The following is an 18,004-nucleotide window of genomic DNA, read 5'->3' on the forward strand; positions in this document are numbered from 1 at the left end:
GGTTATTCCTGATAGTCAGGATCGGTTTCCTGTAACTCGATTGTGGCGGCAAGCAATGCCAGCCGCGCGACAACGCCATAGGCATAGAAGCGGTTGGGGGGCGCGTCTGGCGCGCCTGCGCAATCAGGGGTGGAACATGGCGTTTCAAACGCCAGGGGTTCAAAGTGCATGCCTGGCGCATTGAGGTTTTCATCAATGCCGCGCGAGGTATGCACACGATAGAAACCGCCGACCACGAAGTGGTCCATCATATAGACCACAGGCTCTGCCACACCGTCGTGCAACATTTCAAATGTATAGACGCCCTCCTGCAGGATGACCTCGCTGACTTTCAGGCCTTCTTTTACCACAGACATTTTATTGCGTTGTTTGCGATTGAGGTCACGCACGTCATCTGCATGCTTGACGGTCATGATGCCCATGCCATAAGTGCCGGCATCGGCCTTGATAATGACAAATGGTTCCTGGGTCACGCCATATTCGGCATATTTGATGCGGATTTTTTCCAGTAAGGCATCTACTTTTTCCGCCAGTTGGTCCTCACCAACACGGGCATGAAAATCCAGCTGGTCGCAGGTATCGAAATATGGATTGAGTAGCCAGGGATCAATATCCAGGATCTGCGAGAATTCTTCTACCACGCGATTATAGGCACTGAAATGATGTGATTTCCGGCGCGTGGCCCAGCCCGCGTGTAAAGGCGGGATTAATGCCTGTTCCAGATTCTGCAATATGTCGGGAATGCCACCTGAGAGATCGTTATTGAGCAGAATGGCACAACTGTCAAAGTTATCCAGCACCAGACGGTTGCCCTTGCGCTGCACCGGTTCCAGCAGGATGGAATGCCCATCATGGGTTTCCAGGAATGTGGGCTCGGTAATTTCTGGCGAGATACTGCCTATGCGTACCTCCAGGCCTGCCTGGCGCAGGATGTGGGTGAGTGCGTAAATATTGCGCAGGTAGAAAGTATTGCGGGTGTGATTCTCGGGAATCAATAATAGCCGGCGGGCATCAGGGCAGATTTTTTCTACAGCGACCATCGTTGCCTGGATGCACAAGGGCAGGAAGTCCGGGTTGAGATTATTGAATCCGCCAGGAAATAAATTGGTATCCACAGGTGCCAGCTTGAAACCGGCATTACGCAGATCCACGGATGCATAGAAAGGAGCACCGTATTCCTGCCATTGGCTGCGAAACCAGTGTTCTATACGCGGCATGCTTTCCAGCATGCGCTTTTCCAGTGTAAGCAATGGGCCGGTAAGAGCCGTGGTAAGGTGGGGAACCATCATGAAGGCACCTGTTAAGCCATAAAGAGTAGCCGCTGATTTTAGCCTAAAGCATGCGTGAAGGTGAAAAAAAGGGGCGCCATAAGCGCCCCAAGGAGGAGGAGATAATGCATAAAACTAGGCAGTAAGATGTTCCAGTCTTGCGACGTAAAGTTCACATTACGCTTGCTTGTATGGTAAGCAATAGGCGTGCCAGGTGGGGATGAGGGCTGTTGCTGGGGTTTTGGGAAGAAGTACTGCCAATATTGTGATGAAGTGGTGCAATCTTGCCCTGATTGAGTGCGCAAGGCCGTATTGTTATGGGGGAGTGGGAGGCAAAAAAACGGGCACGTAAAGTGCCCGTTGTTTACTTAACGCTGGTCAGTGTTAATAGTGGTAGGCTCGTTCGCCATGTTCCGCAGTGTCCAGACCTTCACGTTCAGCTTCTTCGCTGGCACGCAGGCCGATGAACAGGTCTACGATCTTGAACAGGATGTAGCTGCCGATGCCACCCCAGACAATGGTGACGCCGATGGCGACAGCTTGTGCATATAACTGGCTGGCCATGGTAGTGCCTTCTTCGTAACCAACACCTCCGAAATCAGCACTCATCAGGATGCCGGTACCGATTGCACCGATCAAGCCAGCTACGCCGTGTATGCCAAAAACGTCCAGGGAGTCATCGTAACCAAGCTTGGCCTTAAGGCTGGTGACTGCCCAGAAAGCAATGATGCTGGCTACAAAACCGAGCACGATGGAACCCATAGGGCCAAGGAAGCCACATGCCGGAGTAATGGCAACCAGGCCTGCGACCGCGCCGGATACGGCACCCAACAGGGAAGGCTTACCCTTGAACAGCCATTCCGCAAAGATCCAGCCCAGTACTGCGGCACCTGTGGCGACTTGTGTATTGATCATTGCCAGGCCGGCAATACCATCTGCTGCCAATTCGCTGCCGACGTTGAAGCCAAACCAGCCTACCCACAGCATGCAAGCCCCGACCATGGTCAGTGTGATGCTGTGTGGAGGCATGGCTTCACGGCCATAACCCAGGCGCTTGCCAACCACGATGGCACCTACCAGTGCGGCAATACCTGCATTCATGTGAACGACGGTACCACCTGCAAAGTCAGCAGCACCCAGTTCACCCAGGAAGCCACCACCCCATACCATGTGCGCAATCGGGATATAGACGAAAGTTACCCAGAGAGCCAGGAAAGCCAATACTGCCGGAAATTTCATGCGCTCCGCGAAACCACCTACGATCAGTGCAGGCGTAATAGCTGCAAAGGTCAGCTGGAATGTTACGAATACATACTCGGGAATCGTGCCGCCATCAAGCAGGGAATCTGGTGTGATACCCGCGAGGAATGCCTTGCTGAATCCGCCAATATAGGCATTCAGGCTGCCGCCGTCAGTAAAGGCCAGGCTGTAACCGTACACCACCCAGATGACAGACATGAGTGCCGTGGATACAAAGACCTGGGTCAGGACGGATACCATATTCTTGGTACGCACCAGGCCGCCGTAGAACAGGGCTACGCCAGGAATGATCATGGCCAGCACCAGCACAGTCGCGACAACCATCCATGCGGTATCACCTGCACTTAATGTAGGGACGGCTTGTGCTGCATCAGCTGCGACTTCTGCAGCCACAGGCGCTGCATCAATTACGGCTTCTACAGCATTTTCTTCAGCCAGCGCGAAACCGGCAAAGCCGAGTGCGCCAACTAGTGCAATCATGGAAAGAATCTTTTTCATAGCATCACCCCCTTAAAGCGCATCGGCCCCGGTTTCACCGGTGCGGATACGATAGACCTGCTCTAGTTCGAAGACAAAAATCTTGCCATCACCGATTTTGCCAGTAGTCGCAGATTTTTCGATAACTTCTATGACCTGGTCAAGTAATTCATCCGTAATGGCTACTTCCAGTTTGACCTTGGGAAGAAAGTCAACGACGTACTCGGCGCCACGATAGAGCTCAGTATGGCCCTTCTGGCGACCAAAGCCTTTGACTTCTGTGACGGTAATGCCCTGCACTCCAATGGAGGAAAGTGCTTCGCGGACTTCGTCAAGCTTGAATGGCTTGATGATCGCGGATACAAGTTTCATGATTGTCTCCTCTTGATGAAACATCAAGGCAAGACGGTAAGCCTTGCCTCATAATGATGATTGAATTAGAAAGTCTTTTGAACGAAGAAAGTCCAGTTTTCCTTGCCGGAGAACACTGGGCCATAAGTAAATGCGCCGCGATCAGCATCGGTATCGGTGTAGTAACCACCTACTACGATACCGTTATCCCAGGCTTTGCTCAGGCCAAGTTTCCAGTCGGTGTAGTCAAACTCGTTAGGGCCGTTGCCAAACTCCTGACGACCCACGTGCGCGATAGCGCTATAGCCACTCTCGCCGAATGGAACTTCCAGTGTCAGGTCAACATAGCTGGCACCGCGACCTTCAAAACCGAAGGCAGACTTGCTTGGAGACCAGGAATACTTGGCAGATACCCATTTATAGGAAAGACCGCCGTAGATTTCGGTAGTATCTGCATTGTAGCTGCCACTGACAGAGTTACGGCGGCCTGGGTAAATATATTGGTTAACACCCACATCATAAGTAATGCCGGTTTCGCCAATTTCGGAAGTGAACCCACCGTAGATATCCCATTCCATGCTGGAACTGTTATAGGCACGGTCACCACCTGCACCTGATGCGCCGGTATCAGCCAGCCAGCTGATGCTGGACGCCCATGTGCCAATGTAGAAACCGCTGGCGTGTGAATAATCCACACCTCCTTGCACAGCAGGACGATCGCCGGATTGACTGGTGCCGCGGAAAATATAGTTGCTGGTCAGTCCGATATTGTAAGTGACAGTATGCGGAGAAGTTGAGTCAGCGGTAGAGGTCTCTTCTTCAGCCATGACAGCGGCGGGTACTGCGAATGTGCCAAGGATGGATGCAAGTAGCAGAGAGTGACGCATGATGTTGTACCCTTTCAATATGTAAAAATAAAAAACAGCAACAGAGATGCTTCACTGGGTAATAAGCAACACCTGTGCCATCAATGCAACATCAATATAAAACAATGGGTTATGTAATATTTGTTTCTGGATTGGGCCTGTAAAACAAGTTTTTCTATGGATTGTTGGTATAAGTCACTGAGTTAACTATGTTTAATCAGGATTTTTGCGTGGGGAAACCTGATAAACTGCCATTGTTTTGAAGAGAGGTTAAATGATGAGCACTCAATTGATTGATGAATTATCAAATAAAATCAAAGAGATGTATTCTTCTCTGCCCACTGGTGAAATGGACGGGAATTTGCATGCACTGTTGCAGGGCGCGTTCACCAAACTGGAGCTTGTTTCGCGAGAGGAGTTTGATGTGCAGGCAGAAATCCTGCGCAAGACTCGCGAGCGCCTGGTTGAACTGGAAGCGCAGGTGGCAGTACTGGAGGCAAGTTTGGAAAAAAGCGAGTAGCGATGGCACTTGCAGTATTGCATAGTCGCGCTCTTGCAGGCATGGATGCGCCTGAGGTCGTTGTGGAGGTGCATCTGGCCAATGGGTTGCCCAGCTTTACGATAGTGGGGCTGCCGGAGGCGGAGGTCAAGGAAAGCAAAGACAGGGTGCGCGCCGCATTGCAAACGGCACAGTTTGAATTTCCGGCGCGCCGTATCACGGTCAACCTGGCACCTGCGGACCTGCCCAAGGAGAGTGGTCGTTACGACTTGCCGATCGCACTGGGGATACTGGCAGCTTCAGGCCAGATTCCAGCGCAGGAGCTGGATCAGTATGAAGTGGCTGGTGAACTTGCCCTGACAGGCGAGTTGCGCCCGATTCGCGGTGCATTGGCCATGACGCATCAGGTACGGGATAGTGGGCGTGCATTTATCCTGCCCCATAAGAGTGCGGTTGAAGCGGCATTGGTGCGTGGTGCGACAGTGTTTCCTGCAGATAGCCTGCTGCAGGTTTGTGCACACCTGGCAGGTCGTGAGCGCTTGTTGCCCCAGGTTAATACTGTTGAGCGTGCGTATACTGCGTATGCAGATTTTGCCGAGGTCAAGGGGCAGCTGCAGGCCAAGCGCGCGCTGGAGGTGGCGGCAGCCGGTGGGCACAGTGTGCTGTTGTCCGGGCCGCCCGGGACAGGCAAGTCCATGCTGGCTTCACGGTTTGCGGGCTTGCTGCCGGCAATGAGTGAGGCAGAAGCATTGGAAGCGGCTGCCATCCAGTCGTTGAGCAAGACATTTGAAGCCAGCGAATGGGGAAAACGTCCCTATCGGGCGCCGCATCATACTGCATCCAGTGTAGCGCTGGTAGGTGGCGGAAGCATGCCTCGTCCGGGAGAAATTTCACTGGCACATCATGGTGTCCTGTTCCTCGATGAGCTACCGGAGTTTGACCGCAAAGTGCTGGAAGTCTTGCGGGAACCTTTGGAGAGCGGGCATGTGACCATTTCACGCGCAGCAAGGCAGGCCGATTACCCGGCGCAGTTTCAATTGATTGCAGCGATGAATCCTTGTCCTTGCGGATATTTTGGCCATTTCAATGGTAAGTGCCGCTGTACCCCCGACCAGATTGCACGTTATCGTGGGCGTCTCTCGGGGCCATTGCTTGATCGGATAGATCTACATGTCGAGGTGCCTGCATTGACAGAGGATGAACTGATGACGGCAGCCAGTGGCGAAGCCAGTGAAACCATACGCATGCGGGTGACAAAGGCGCGTGATATCCAGCAACAACGTCAGCAGATGCATAATCACGCACTGAGCAGTGATCAGGTTGATGCGTTATGTCAGCCGGATGAGGCGGGCAAGGCATTGCTGAAGCAAGCCATCAGTCGACTTGATCTTTCAGCGCGCTCTTACCAGCGGATACTGAAGGTTGCTCGCACCATTGCAGACCTGGCAGCAACAGACCGGGTTGGTAGTGCACATATTGCCGAAGCAGTGCAATATCGCCGGTTGGGTCTGTAGCAGACTGCCCAGCTGCTTTATAATGACGTCCTGAATACTTCCATTGCCTGCTGTTCGCAGGTGTTTAAGGTCTGTCATGAAACCACACGATATTTCCCCTACCGAAACCTTGCTGCGCGAACTGATGGCCAGTCGCATATTGATCCTGGACGGCGCCATGGGCACCATGATCCAGCAGTACAAGTTGACGGAAGAAGATTATCGCGGTGGACCGGATGGCCGCTTTGCTGATTTTTCGGCTCCGGCAGGTGCGCGTGAGTTGTTCGTCAAAGGCAATAATGAACTGCTGACCCTGACCCAGCCACATATCATCCGGGAAATACATGAGCAATACCTGGCGGCGGGCGCTGACTTCATTGAGACCAATACCTTTGGCGCGACCAGCGTGGCACAAGAGGACTATTTCATGGGGCACCTGGCCTATGAAATGAACGTGGAAGCAGCCAAGCTGGCACGCGCTGCCTGCGACAAGTATTCCACGCCAGACAAACCGCGCTTCGTGACAGGTGCGTTGGGGCCAACACCCAAGACTGCCTCGATTTCGCCGGATGTCAATGACCCGGCTGCGCGCAATATCACTTTTGACCAACTGGTGGCGTCCTACCACGAGCAAACACGCGGTCTGGTGGATGGTGGAGTCGACATCCTGTTGGTCGAAACCATTTTCGACACGCTTAACTGCAAGGCGGCCCTGTTTGCAATCGACCAGTATTTCGAGGAAACCGGCAAGCGCCTGCCGATCATGATCTCTGGTACGGTCACAGATGCTTCCGGGCGCATTCTTTCAGGCCAGACAGTGCCTGCGTTCTGGAATTCGATTCGCCATGCGCGGCCACTGACAGTAGGCCTCAATTGCGCATTGGGCGCGGCGTTAATGCGTCCCTATGCGGAAGAGCTGAGTAAGATCGCCGATACCTTTGTCTGTATCTATCCCAATGCCGGCTTGCCCAATCCCATGTCGGAAACCGGTTTTGATGAAACGCCGGAAGATACCTCCGCCTTGCTCAAGGATTTTGCCGAGAGTGGTTTCGTGAATGTGGCGGGTGGTTGCTGCGGCACCACGCCGCCGCATATCGCCGCGATTGCTGAAGCCATCAAGGATATTCCACCGCGCCGTGTGCCGGAGGTTCCCGTGGCGACCCGCCTGTCTGGGCTGGAACCGTTCACGATCGATGAAAACTCGTTGTACGTCAACGTTGGCGAGCGCACCAACGTCACCGGTTCCAAGGCGTTCGCGCGCCTGATCCTCAATGAGAAATATGAGGAAGCGCTGATTGTCGCGCGACAGCAAGTCGAGAATGGCGCCCAGGTGATCGACATCAACATGGATGAAGGCATGCTGGATGCTATCCATGCCATGACGCATTTCCTCAATCTGGTGGCATCCGAGCCGGATATCGCGCGCGTGCCCATCATGATCGACTCTTCCAAGTGGTCCGTGATTGAGGCGGGCCTGAAGTGTGTGCAGGGCAAATCCATCGTCAACTCCATTTCCATGAAGGAAGGCGAAACGGAGTTCCTGCGCCAAGCCAATTTATGCCGCCGTTATGGTGCCGCCGTGATCGTGATGGCGTTTGACGAGGTTGGCCAGGCCGATACTTTCGAGCGCAAGATCGAGATATGCAAACGTGCCTATGACTTGCTGGTGGAAAAGCTGGATTTCCCGCCGGAAGATATCATTTTCGACCCGAATATCTTCGCCATTGCCACCGGTATCGAAGAGCACAACAACTACGCGGTGGACTTCATCAACGCCACGCGCTGGATCAAGGAAAACCTGCCGTATGCGCGGATTTCTGGTGGTGTGTCCAATGTCAGTTTCAGTTTCCGCGGCAACGAGGTGGCGCGCGAGGCCATCCACACCGTTTTTCTGTATCACGCAATCAAGGCTGGCATGACCATGGGCATCGTCAACGCCGGCATGATAGGCGTCTATGACGATCTGGCCCCCGAGTTGCGCGAGCACGTCGAGGATGTAGTGCTGAACCGGCGCGAGGATGCCACCGAGCGCATGATCGAGTTAGCCGCCACCCTGGCCGCAGGCGGCAAGAAACAGGAAGCCACCTTGGAGTGGCGCGGCACGCCGGAAAATCCGGTCACCGTGGAAAAACGCATGGAATATGCCATGGTGCACGGCATTACCGAATTCATCGTCGCTGACACTGAGGAAGCGCGGCAGATGATCATGGGTAATGGCGGGCGGCCTATCCAGGTGATCGAGGGGCCGCTCATGGATGGCATGAACGTGGTGGGCACCCTGTTCGGCCAAGGCAAGATGTTTTTGCCGCAGGTGGTGAAATCAGCACGGGTTATGAAGCAGGCGGTGGCGCACCTGATCCCGTTCATTGAAGAAGAAAAGCGTGCCGAGGAAGCGCGTACAGGCATTGTTGCCAAGCCCAAGGGCAAGATGGTGATTGCCACGGTGAAGGGTGACGTGCACGACATTGGCAAGAATATTGTGTCCGTGGTGTTGCAGTGCAACAACTTCGAAGTGGTGAACATGGGTGTGATGGTGCCCTGCGCGGAAATCCTGGAGCAGGCCAAGGCCACCGGGGCGGACATCATCGGCCTGTCAGGTCTGATTACGCCGTCATTGGAGGAAATGGCTTACGTAGCGCGTGAAATGCAGCGCGACCCTTATTTCCATGGTATCAAGATGCCGTTGCTGATCGGCGGCGCCACCACTTCGCGCGCGCATACTGCGGTCAAGATCGCGCCACATTATGACGGCCCGGTGATTTATGTGCCGGACGCCTCGCGCTCGGTCGCGGTAATGCAGTCATTGCTGACCCCGGAGCAACGCGAAAGTTACGTTGCGGAGATTAATGCAGATTATGAGCGTGTACGTACTCAGCATGCCAACAAAAAAGGGGTGCCAATGCTGACTCTGGCAGATGCCAGGGCGAATAAGGCCAAGCTCAGCTTCACTGGCGAATATGCGCCGGTCAGACCAAAGTTTATCGGCAGGCGCGTATTCAAGAATATCGATCTGGCGACTATTGCGCGATATATCGACTGGGGGCCGTTCTTCCAGACCTGGGACCTGGCCGGTTTCTATCCTGCCATCCTGAAGGACGAGATTGTCGGCGAAGCTGCAACCAAGCTGTTCGCTGAGGGCCAGGAAATGCTCAAGAAGATCATTGATGGCCGCTGGTTGACCGCCAGCGGCGTGATTGCGCTCCTGCCTGCCAACAGCGTCAATGACGACGATATCGAGATTTACACCGACGAAAGCCGTACCGAGGTAGCGTTCACTTACTATGGCATGCGCCAGCAGACGCAAAAGCCTGTGGTGAATGGCGAGCAGCGCCCCAACCAGTGCCTGGCGGATTTCATCGCACCCAAGGAAAGCGGCATTGCGGATTACATCGGTATATTTGCCGTCACTGGCGGCCTGGATATTGAGAAACACCTGCAACGCTACGAGGCGGAACAGGACGATTACAACAGTATTCTGCTGAAATCACTGGCAGACCGCTTGGCTGAGGCATTTGCTGAATACTTGCACGAGCGCGTGCGCAAGGATTTGTGGGGCTATGTGCCGGATGAAGACTTGAGCAACGAAGCACTCATCAAGGAAAAATATCGCGGTATCCGCCCTGCGCCTGGTTATCCCGCCTGCCCGGATCATACTGTCAAGCCGGACATGTTCAACCTGATGCAATGCGAGGAAGTCGGCATACAGTTGACCGATGCGTTTGCGATGATGCCAGCGGCGGCAGTATCAGGCTTTTATTTTGCCCATTCTGAGTCACGGTATTTCAGCGTGGACAAGATTGGGGAGGATCAGCTGCTGGATATGGCCAATCGTCGCGGCTTGCCACGTGAATATCTTGAGCGTTGGCTGGCTTCCAATCTGTCCTGAGATTGTGGTTTGCTACAATTGACCTGACTTGAACACTCATTGAGCACTATGCATATTCATATTCTTGGTATTTGCGGCACCTTCATGGGCGGTATTGCGGTATTGGCCAAAGCGGCTGGACATCGCGTGACCGGCTGTGATGCCAATGTCTATCCTCCCATGAGCACCCAGCTGGAGGCACAGGGCATAGAGCTGATTGAAGGGTTTGGTCCGGAGCAGGTTGCACTCAATCCGGATATCTACGTGATTGGTAACGTAGTGGCACGCGGTAATCCCTTGATGGAGGAAATCCTCAACCGCGGCCTGCCTTATATTTCCGGCCCGCAATGGTTGGCAGAAAATATTCTTTATGCCCAGAGTGGGGAAAATGCCAAGTGGGTGCTGGCGGTAGCTGGTACGCATGGCAAGACCACGACTACTTCCATGTTGGCCTGGATTCTGGAGTATGCAGGGTTGGCCCCGGGTTTCCTGATCGGCGGTGTGCCGGAGAATTTTGGTGTGTCTGCGCGCCTGCCGGGCGTACCCGCCCAGGATGACAAAAGTATTTCCCCTTTCTTCGTGATCGAGGCGGATGAATATGACACGGCATTCTTCGACAAGCGTTCCAAGTTTGTGCATTACCGTCCGCGCACAGCTATCCTCAACAACCTTGAGTTCGATCATGCGGATATCTTTGCGGATCTTGCAGCGATTGAAACGCAATTCCACCATCTGGTGCGTACGGTGCCAAGCAATGGGCTGGTCGTAGCGAACGGCAGGGAAGATAGCCTTGCGCGTGTCATCCACCGGGGTTGCTGGGCACCCGTAGAATATTTCGGTACGGATTGGCAGGCGCAGGAAGTCGATGCTGAAGGTAGTTTCAGTGTGCGCTTCAAGGGTGAAACCAAGGGGCGCGTGCAATGGCAGCTTCTTGGGGAGCATAACCGGATGAATGCCCTGGCGGCGCTGGCAGCCGCACGTCATGCGGGTGTGGCGATCGAGATCGGTATAGAGGCGTTATCCCGCTTCAGGAATGTCAAGCGACGCATGGAAGTGCGCGGGACTGTGAACGGCATCACGGTCTATGACGATTTTGCCCATCACCCAACAGCCATTGCCACAACAGTAGCAGGCCTGCGGGCCAAAGTGGGTCAAGCGCGGATTCTAGCCGTGCTCGAACCACGGTCGAATACCATGAAACTGGGCGTCATGAAGAATGCCCTGCCAGCCAGCCTGATAGATGCGGATCATGTATATTGTTATGGTGCAAACCTGGGGTGGGATGCGGCTGTGGCATTGCACTCCATCCAGCACAAGGCCACGGTATCCGATTCGTTGCCTGAACTGGTTGCAAGCATCGTGGCAGAAGCACAGCCTGGTGACCATATCTTGGTCATGAGCAATGGTGGTTTTGGCGGCATTCATCAAGATTTGTTGCAGGAATTGGCTGAGTGAGCCTAGGAAGACTCAAAAGCATGAAGTTGCTGGGCTGGGCCTTGCTGGTCTCAGCGGTGTTTCACTTCATCCTGATTCTGTCGGTTAATTTTGAAGTCACAGATCTCAAGACCTTCAAAGATCATCTCTCACCACTGGAAGTTGTGCTGGTCAATGCAAAGACCGAATCCAAGCCAATCAAGGCAGATGCTCTAGCACAGGCTAATCTTGATCGGGGTGGCAATACCGATCAGGAACGGCAGATGAAAACTGCATTGCCCCCGCCTACCAAGAAAAAGACCGAGGTCAGTTCCAAGCCTGCTGCGGAAGCATCGGCTGCTTCACGACCGGAGCAACAGAAGCAGGAACAGCCTGCGCAACAGGATAAAGTGGCTGAGCTGGAAAAGCAGGCACAGGAGCTTATGACGCAAATCCAGGCGCAGAAGAAACTGGAATCGGCACCATCCCAGAGTGCGACTGCGGCTACGCCGAATCAAGGGCAGCAGCAGGATGTGCCGAAAAATCTCAACGCCCGGGACCTGGTGGCGAGCAGTATGGATATTGCGCGCCTTGAGGCGCAGATTGCGAAGCAGCAGGATGAATACCAGAAGCGGCCAAGACGTAAGGAATTGGGAGGACGTACCGAAGAATATCGGTTTGCTACCTATGTGGAGGCCTGGCGCCAGAAAGTGGAGAAGATTGGTAATCTCAACTATCCGGAAGCAGCCAAAGAGCAGAAACTCTATGGCAAGCTGCAGCTGTCGGTGGATATCAAAGCCGATGGTTCGATCGAGAAAATCCAGATCACGCGTAGTTCAGGGCACAAGGTGCTTGATGAGGCGGCGAAACGTATTGTAGAACTGGCAGCGCCTTATGCAGCTTTTCCTGAGGATATCCGCAAGGAATACGACATCATCGGCATTACCCGCACCTGGACATTCACCAAAGAAGATAGTCTTGCTACGCAATAAAATCCATGCCATGGATGGCGATAGCTTGGTGATGTAATAAAACACATATTGTCTGACCAGGAAATTACTGGTCTAGGCGGGCGGAAATGGCTTGTTTCAATGGTTGGGCGTGAGAGATACCCGAGATCTGTAACAGGCTCTCGCGCTTGCTCTCCCCCCAGATCGGATTGGGAAAGTGGCGGTCCTGTCTGAAGCGGGGAATAATGTGCCAATGTATATGAGGCGTCATGTTCCCCAGGCTGGCCAGGTTGATCTTGTCGGGATGCATGATGTCGCGCACAGCCTCTTCGACGGCAAATACAACCTGCATCAGGTATCCACGTTCAGCAGGCTGGAGATCGCTCATTTCCTTGATGTGGCGGTTCAGGATGACACGACAGAATCCCGGATAATCCGGATCATCGACATATACGACTCTGCACAGATTGTCTTGCCAAAGCGTTTCCCCGCCTGGTGTGGTACAGAGTTCACAGTTTGTGTTGGATGTCATGGTTTTTCTGGCTGTCATGTAAGGGTGGTTGCAGTGACATGATAAATGCATCATCGTCGGAAAGTAAGTGTGGAACTTTGTGCAGCATGCGTGAGTCCGTCATAGGCTCTCGTTTCACTACTCTTGGATCAGGTTATGCGTCGATTTATGCCGGGCAAACGCTGGAGTTTGCTATTGATATGTATGATGGCCTTGTTGGCGCTTACCTATGCCTATAGGCTGGAAGCGATTGTCTGGCATGTGTGGAGCTCGAATCAGGACAAACAGGAAACCTCCATGCGACTGGCGGATTATGTTGCCGAACGCGAAGCCATTGCCATTCCTGGAGTCGGGCAGGACTTGTCTGACCTGAGTTATAACCATGAAACGCACACCCTGTTTACAGTTTCCAACGCAAAACCATGGGTAATCGAACTTTCCCTGGAAGGCAAGGTGCTGCGCAAGATCCACGTGACGGGTATCAGCGATATGGAAGGGATTGCCCATATTGGCGGCAACCGCTTTGTACTGCTTAACGAAGATCGGCATAGCCTGGTGCTTACAGAGATCAATCCTGGTGTAGAGAGTATTGATGTGACAAGTGAGCCATCACTGACGCTGGCCATGTATGCCCACGATAATAAGGGTTTTGAGGGTATAGACTGGGATAAAGAGCAGGGCCGGTTGCTGGTGGCAAAAGAACGTTCTCCCAAGCGGGTGATTGCCGTGCGCGGGTTTGCGGATGCCGTTCCAGGGCAACCGATGAATATCCAGATTGAGAAATTGCAGGAAACTGTATCCTGTGGGTTGAGAGACCTGTCGGCCATTACCTATGATGCTGATAGTGGGCACATACTCCTGCTGAGTGATGACTCGAGGATGGTTGCGCAGTATGATCAGCAAGGCAAACTGTTGGATACCCTTGCACTTTGGCGCGGATTCCAGGGGTTGACGCGCAGCGTACCGCAGGCCGAGGGGTTGGCAATTGGTCCGGATAAACGTATTTATGTGATCAGCGAGCCTAACCTGTTCTATGTATTCAGGCCCGGCAACCCGACATCAGTCGGGGAGTTCAAGGTTTAATGCTCGGCAAACTGGGCAAAGCCCTGAATAAATTTCTGAACGTCTTCCTTGCTGCGGTCATTGATGAGTTTGCCTTTATCGTCAAACGCATCGTGAGCGCGTGAGAGCAGAAGCTTGCCGCCTGTCCAGTAGCGGGTACCAAGTTGGCGTAGCACTGTCAGCCAGGCATCTTGTGCCAGAATGGTCCCGAAGCCGGATGGCGTGGCACCGATGACAGTAAATGCCCGATCATTGAATACCTGGGCAATATCGGCAGGTGGACGTGATAACCAATCAATGGCGTTCTTCAATACGCCGGGAACACTGCCGTTATATTCGGGAGAAGCCAGGATGACGCCATGGCTGGCGATGATTTTCTGTTTCAAGGTGCTCACGGCATCCGGGATGCCGGATGCCGCTTCCAGATCACCGTCATAAAGTGGAATGCCATGCAAGGTGGCAACTTCAATCTGTACGCCGGAAGTAGCGCGCTCCTGCATTGCATGCAACAGGGCAGTATTGAGGGATTGCTGACGTAAACTGCCGGAAATTCCTAATAACTTAATCATGTCTGTCCTTGTAATGATAGATTGAAAGCGTTGTCAGAAAGTAATTCAACCATTTCCCTGCGTAACAAGCTCAGCATACTCTTCAAAAGTAAGCGTGCCGCCCATGTGCGATACCTTTTCCAGCTCAGACGCAGACAGGACATCCTGTACCAGATCCAGGCGTTTCCATTGTGCTTCAGGCGTGACACATCCTGCCTGTGGCACATATTGTGAATCTTGTATGCGCTGATGTTTATGGATATAACGCGGGCAGTTGATGAACACTTCCTCAATTTTCACACGTACAACGAGTTCAGCTTCCTGATATTCTGCCAGTAATGGATCTGCCGGGTCTATGCTGGCCGTGCCATGTACCCGTACCCGGTGCGGAGTTTCAAAGTCGATGAACAACATACCCACCTTGGGGTTGAGCGTGAGGTTGCCCATGGATAGGTACATGCTGTTACCGTCCAAGCTGGGAAATGCCAGTGTTGTATCGTCCAGGATTTTTACAAAACCCGTTTGTCCTCCCTTGTAGGAGCATGTCGGGAAGCCGCGATGGTCAATGGTGGAAAGAAAAAAGAAATCGCGGCTGCCAATGAAACCAGCATGTTCTTCCGGAATGGTTGGCTGCACGATCAGGTCGTGTACGCGTTCTGCCATAGGGACACTATCAAAATGTTCCTGCCACTTCCTGTGTTGTTCTCCGTAGAGGTTACTCATCCTGCTTCTCCTTGAGTTGAGGTCCATGGATGTACCGACCTGTATATTTTCATGGTAGAGACAATGCATGCAGGACGTCAACATGACTTGCTAGATAAATGACCTCTAGTATAAGGTGAGAAGGATTCTCATTAACTGGGTTGTTTAGATGAAAACACTTCCAGACGCGCAGCAAGATTGCGCAAAGGGGCGGGCAACGGCAGTGAGGGCTGGCCTAGTCCCAGCGCATAGCGGATCACTTCCCGTTTGACAGGTCCATGGTGGTCGGCAAGCTTGAGCCCGAGATTACGCAAGGCGCGTAATGGGGTGATATCGTTGCTGAAACCATAGCTGAACGCGTCCATGGCGCGCTGCATGACGAGGTTGGCGAGCTTGCGTTCGCGCTCATAGCCTTGCAGGCGGGATAGCGCGGCAATATCGCCACCTTCCTGCCAGGTTTGCAGCAGAATCCTACTCAGCACGGCAGCATCCTGGAAGCCAAGATTGACGCCCTGACCTGCCAGGGGATGAATGGTGTGAGCGGCGTCGCCGATCAGCGCGACACCCTGGCGCGCATAGGCCTGTGCATGGCTGCGTGCGAGCGGGAAGCTGCCGCGTTGCACCAACCCCGTGATGTCGGGCAATGCGGCAGGGAAGTGCTGGCGGAATGCATCCAGCAATGCGTCGTCTTCCAGCGTCAATAGTCGGCGCACTTCGCTCGGGCGGTGGTACCAGACCAGCGATGCATAGTCGCCGGGCAGGGGCAATAGCGATTGCGGTCCGTCAGGAGTGAAGCGCTGCCAGGTGATGTCGCGTTCACCCCCTTGGATACTGACGGTGGCAACCAGCGCATGCATGGGATATTGTTGACTGTCCGATGCAATCCCTGCAGCCTTGCGTACTTGCGAGTTGGCGCCATCGGCACCGATGAGGAGTTTTGCTTCGAAAGCCTGTCCGCTTTTCAAATGGATGCGGCTGCCTTCCGGCTGATAGGTGATTTGGGTGATCTCGTCCGGACACAGCAGCGTGATGTTGTCGTAATCTTGAAGAGTCTCCAGGCAGGCGAGCTGCACCAGTCGGTTTTCGACGATATGGCCAAGCCAGGGTGCGTCAACCTCTGTGGCATCAAACAAAGTGCCCTGATCCCGGCGGTTCTCCCATACTTGCATGCGCTTGAACGGTGCAGTACGCATGGCTTGTATCGTTGGCCATACCTGGGCCTGCTCAAGAAAATTTATTGAAGCTGGACTTAAGGCCGATACGCGTAAATCTGGAGTACTGGCGGCATCGAAAAGGGCTGGTGGATTGTTTTCCAGCAGTGCGATCTGCATGCCGCTGGCCGCCAGCCTGGCTGCCAGCGCGCTACCTATCATGCCACCGCCGACAATGAACAGGTCGATTTTATGGAGGCTGTCTGCTGTGCTACTCATCATGTTTCTGCTTCGGATGGATGCGGACCAGGATGATGCGTGGGCCGTTCATTTTCTTGATGACAATATCAAATTGCTCAAAAGGAATGCTGTCGCCCTCCTTGGGAATATCGCCGAGCTTGGATAGCACCAGGCCACCAACGGAATCGACTTCGTCATCGTTCTCGATCTCGATGCCTAAAGCACGCTCCAGCGTGAAGATGGGCAGGCTGCCCTTGCCGATTAAGGTGTCGTCGTCGAGTTTGGTCCAGTCGTTCTGGCTCTGACGGAATTCGTCACGAATCTCGCCGACGAGGGCGCCCAGCATATTGTCCAGTGTAATGAAACCCTGGGGCTCCTGGCCCTTGCGGCCGACGATGGCGAAATGGCTGGCTTTGCCTTCACGGAAACGGCGGAACAATTCTATGGCCGGCAGGTCAGGGGCAACAAATGGGGCAGAGTGCACAAAGCGTCCCAGATCCTGCAGTTCATCCTCTTCAAATTTTGCCAGAAACAGGCTCTTGAGGTGAATGACGCCCTTGACTTTGCCATCCTGTTCGACAAAGGGATAACGGCTGTATCGGTGCTGGGAGATGATCTCCAGGTTTTCCTCAAAGCTGTTGTCAGCAGAGAGTGTAATGGCTTCATTAAAAGGCCGCATGAGGTCGGCAACTTCCAGATCGCTGAAATCCAGCGTATGAGCGAGGATGTTCCATTCATCCTTGGTGAGTTCCTCTGAAGCACGGCTGCTGCGCAGGATCAGTTTGAGTTCGTCCGCCGAATATTGCGCATCGCTGGCATGGGAAGTACTCAAGCCAGCTTTGTGCAGCAGCCAGTTGGAGCTGGAGTTGAGCAGCCAGATTGCGGGATACATGATCCAGTAGAACGCATACAGGGGTGTTGCTGTCCAAAGGCCGATTCTTTCTGCCTGGCGGATGGCGATGGATTTGGGTGCCAGTTCTCCCAGTACGATATGCAGATAGGAAATGGTGAAGAAAGCAGCAACAAAGGAAATGCCATGGACTACTTCATCAGAACGCACCCCGAGCTGGTACAGCACCGGCTCCAGCAAGCGGGCGAAAGCAGGTTCACCTACCCAGCCCAGGCCAAGCGAGGCCAGTGTGATCCCAAGCTGACAGGCAGAAAGGTAAGCATCCAGCTGGGAATGTACCTTGGCCAGGATATGCCCGCGCCAGCCGTGGGTCTTGGCAATGGCCTTGACGCGGGTCTGCCGGAGCTTGACCAGGCCGAACTCGGCAGCGACGAAGAAGCCATTGAGCAGGACCAGGAAAAACGCGAGCAGGATAAGTAAAAGATTGCTTTCCATGAT

Annotated in this window: 15 protein-coding genes; 6 read left to right on the top strand and 9 right to left on the bottom strand. The window is 53.7% G+C overall.

The annotated features are described in order from the left end of the window. Positions 1 to 2 precede the first annotated feature (2 nt). From gshA to CHB59_RS00540, 4 genes are all read right to left on the bottom strand, one after another. The gene (gene gshA / locus CHB59_RS00525; RefSeq protein WP_089374591.1) at positions 3 to 1,286 is read right to left on the bottom strand and encodes a glutamate--cysteine ligase; all 1,284 of its coding nucleotides are present in this window, start codon (positions 1,284 to 1,286) and stop codon (positions 3 to 5) included. Positions 1,287 to 1,652: 366 nt separating this feature from the next. Then, positions 1,653 to 3,026: an ammonium transporter gene (locus tag CHB59_RS00530; protein WP_089374276.1), complete on the bottom strand. Its 1,374-nt coding sequence runs from the start codon at positions 3,024 to 3,026 to the stop codon at positions 1,653 to 1,655. Between the two features lie 12 nt (positions 3,027 to 3,038). After that, on the bottom strand, positions 3,039 to 3,377 hold the full coding sequence (gene glnK / locus CHB59_RS00535) for a P-II family nitrogen regulator (protein WP_089374592.1): 339 nt from the start codon (positions 3,375 to 3,377) through the stop codon (positions 3,039 to 3,041). A gap of 65 nt (positions 3,378 to 3,442) precedes the next feature. Next, positions 3,443 to 4,243 (bottom strand): TorF family putative porin, encoded by an 801-nt coding sequence (locus CHB59_RS00540; RefSeq protein ID WP_089374277.1) that lies wholly within the window; start codon positions 4,241 to 4,243, stop codon positions 3,443 to 3,445. Positions 4,244 to 4,496: 253 nt separating this feature from the next. Here CHB59_RS00540 and CHB59_RS00545 point away from each other — a divergent pair, with 253 nt between their 5' ends. From CHB59_RS00545 to CHB59_RS00565, 5 genes are all read left to right on the top strand, one after another. Then, positions 4,497 to 4,742, top strand: coding sequence for an accessory factor UbiK family protein (locus tag CHB59_RS00545; RefSeq protein ID WP_245834987.1), 246 nt, complete (start codon positions 4,497 to 4,499; stop codon positions 4,740 to 4,742). A gap of 2 nt (positions 4,743 to 4,744) precedes the next feature. Next, positions 4,745 to 6,235: a YifB family Mg chelatase-like AAA ATPase gene (locus CHB59_RS00550; protein WP_089374279.1), complete on the top strand. Its 1,491-nt coding sequence runs from the start codon at positions 4,745 to 4,747 to the stop codon at positions 6,233 to 6,235. A gap of 76 nt (positions 6,236 to 6,311) precedes the next feature. After that, complete coding sequence (metH, locus tag CHB59_RS00555) at positions 6,312 to 10,100, top strand: methionine synthase (protein ID WP_089374280.1); 3,789 nt, start codon at positions 6,312 to 6,314, stop codon at positions 10,098 to 10,100. 48 nt (positions 10,101 to 10,148) lie between these two features. Beyond that, on the top strand, positions 10,149 to 11,534 hold the full coding sequence (mpl, locus tag CHB59_RS00560; RefSeq protein ID WP_089374281.1) for a UDP-N-acetylmuramate:L-alanyl-gamma-D-glutamyl-meso-diaminopimelate ligase: 1,386 nt from the start codon (positions 10,149 to 10,151) through the stop codon (positions 11,532 to 11,534). Further along, positions 11,531 to 12,484 carry an energy transducer TonB gene (locus CHB59_RS00565; protein ID WP_245834989.1) on the top strand — a complete coding sequence of 318 codons (954 nt, stop codon included), beginning with the start codon at positions 11,531 to 11,533 and terminating at the stop codon, positions 12,482 to 12,484. Before mpl ends, CHB59_RS00565 begins: the two co-directional genes overlap by 4 nt. Positions 12,485 to 12,548: 64 nt before the next feature. Here CHB59_RS00565 and CHB59_RS00570 read toward each other — a convergent pair whose 3' ends face one another. Further along, on the bottom strand, positions 12,549 to 12,974 hold the full coding sequence (locus CHB59_RS00570; protein WP_089374593.1) for an HIT family protein: 426 nt from the start codon (positions 12,972 to 12,974) through the stop codon (positions 12,549 to 12,551). Between the two features lie 135 nt (positions 12,975 to 13,109). On the opposite strand from CHB59_RS00570, the gene CHB59_RS00575 reads away from it, so the two are divergent. Continuing rightward, positions 13,110 to 14,036, top strand: a complete 927-nt coding sequence (locus CHB59_RS00575; protein WP_089374283.1) for an SdiA-regulated domain-containing protein — start codon at positions 13,110 to 13,112, stop codon at positions 14,034 to 14,036. On the opposite strand, the gene CHB59_RS00580 is transcribed toward CHB59_RS00575, so the two are convergent. The 4 genes from CHB59_RS00580 to CHB59_RS00595 form a co-directional block, all read right to left on the bottom strand. Further along, a complete protein-coding gene (locus CHB59_RS00580; RefSeq protein WP_089374284.1) occupies positions 14,033 to 14,584 on the bottom strand; it encodes an NADPH-dependent FMN reductase in 552 nt (183 codons plus the stop codon). The genes CHB59_RS00575 and CHB59_RS00580 overlap by 4 nt on opposite strands. A 45-nt stretch (positions 14,585 to 14,629) precedes the next feature. Beyond that, a complete protein-coding gene (locus CHB59_RS00585; protein ID WP_089374285.1) occupies positions 14,630 to 15,286 on the bottom strand; it encodes a pyridoxamine 5'-phosphate oxidase family protein in 657 nt (218 codons plus the stop codon). A 131-nt stretch (positions 15,287 to 15,417) separates the two neighbouring features. Further along, the gene (locus CHB59_RS00590) at positions 15,418 to 16,698 is read right to left on the bottom strand and encodes a UbiH/UbiF/VisC/COQ6 family ubiquinone biosynthesis hydroxylase (RefSeq protein ID WP_089374286.1); all 1,281 of its coding nucleotides are present in this window, start codon (positions 16,696 to 16,698) and stop codon (positions 15,418 to 15,420) included. Beyond that, positions 16,688 to 18,001, bottom strand: coding sequence for a hemolysin family protein (locus CHB59_RS00595; protein WP_089374287.1), 1,314 nt, complete (start codon positions 17,999 to 18,001; stop codon positions 16,688 to 16,690). Before CHB59_RS00595 ends, CHB59_RS00590 begins: the two co-directional genes overlap by 11 nt. Positions 18,002 to 18,004 lie beyond the last annotated feature (3 nt).

It is taken from the genome of Methylobacillus rhizosphaerae, from assembly GCF_900187985.1.
Taxonomy (GTDB): domain Bacteria; phylum Pseudomonadota; class Gammaproteobacteria; order Burkholderiales; family Methylophilaceae; genus Methylobacillus; species Methylobacillus rhizosphaerae.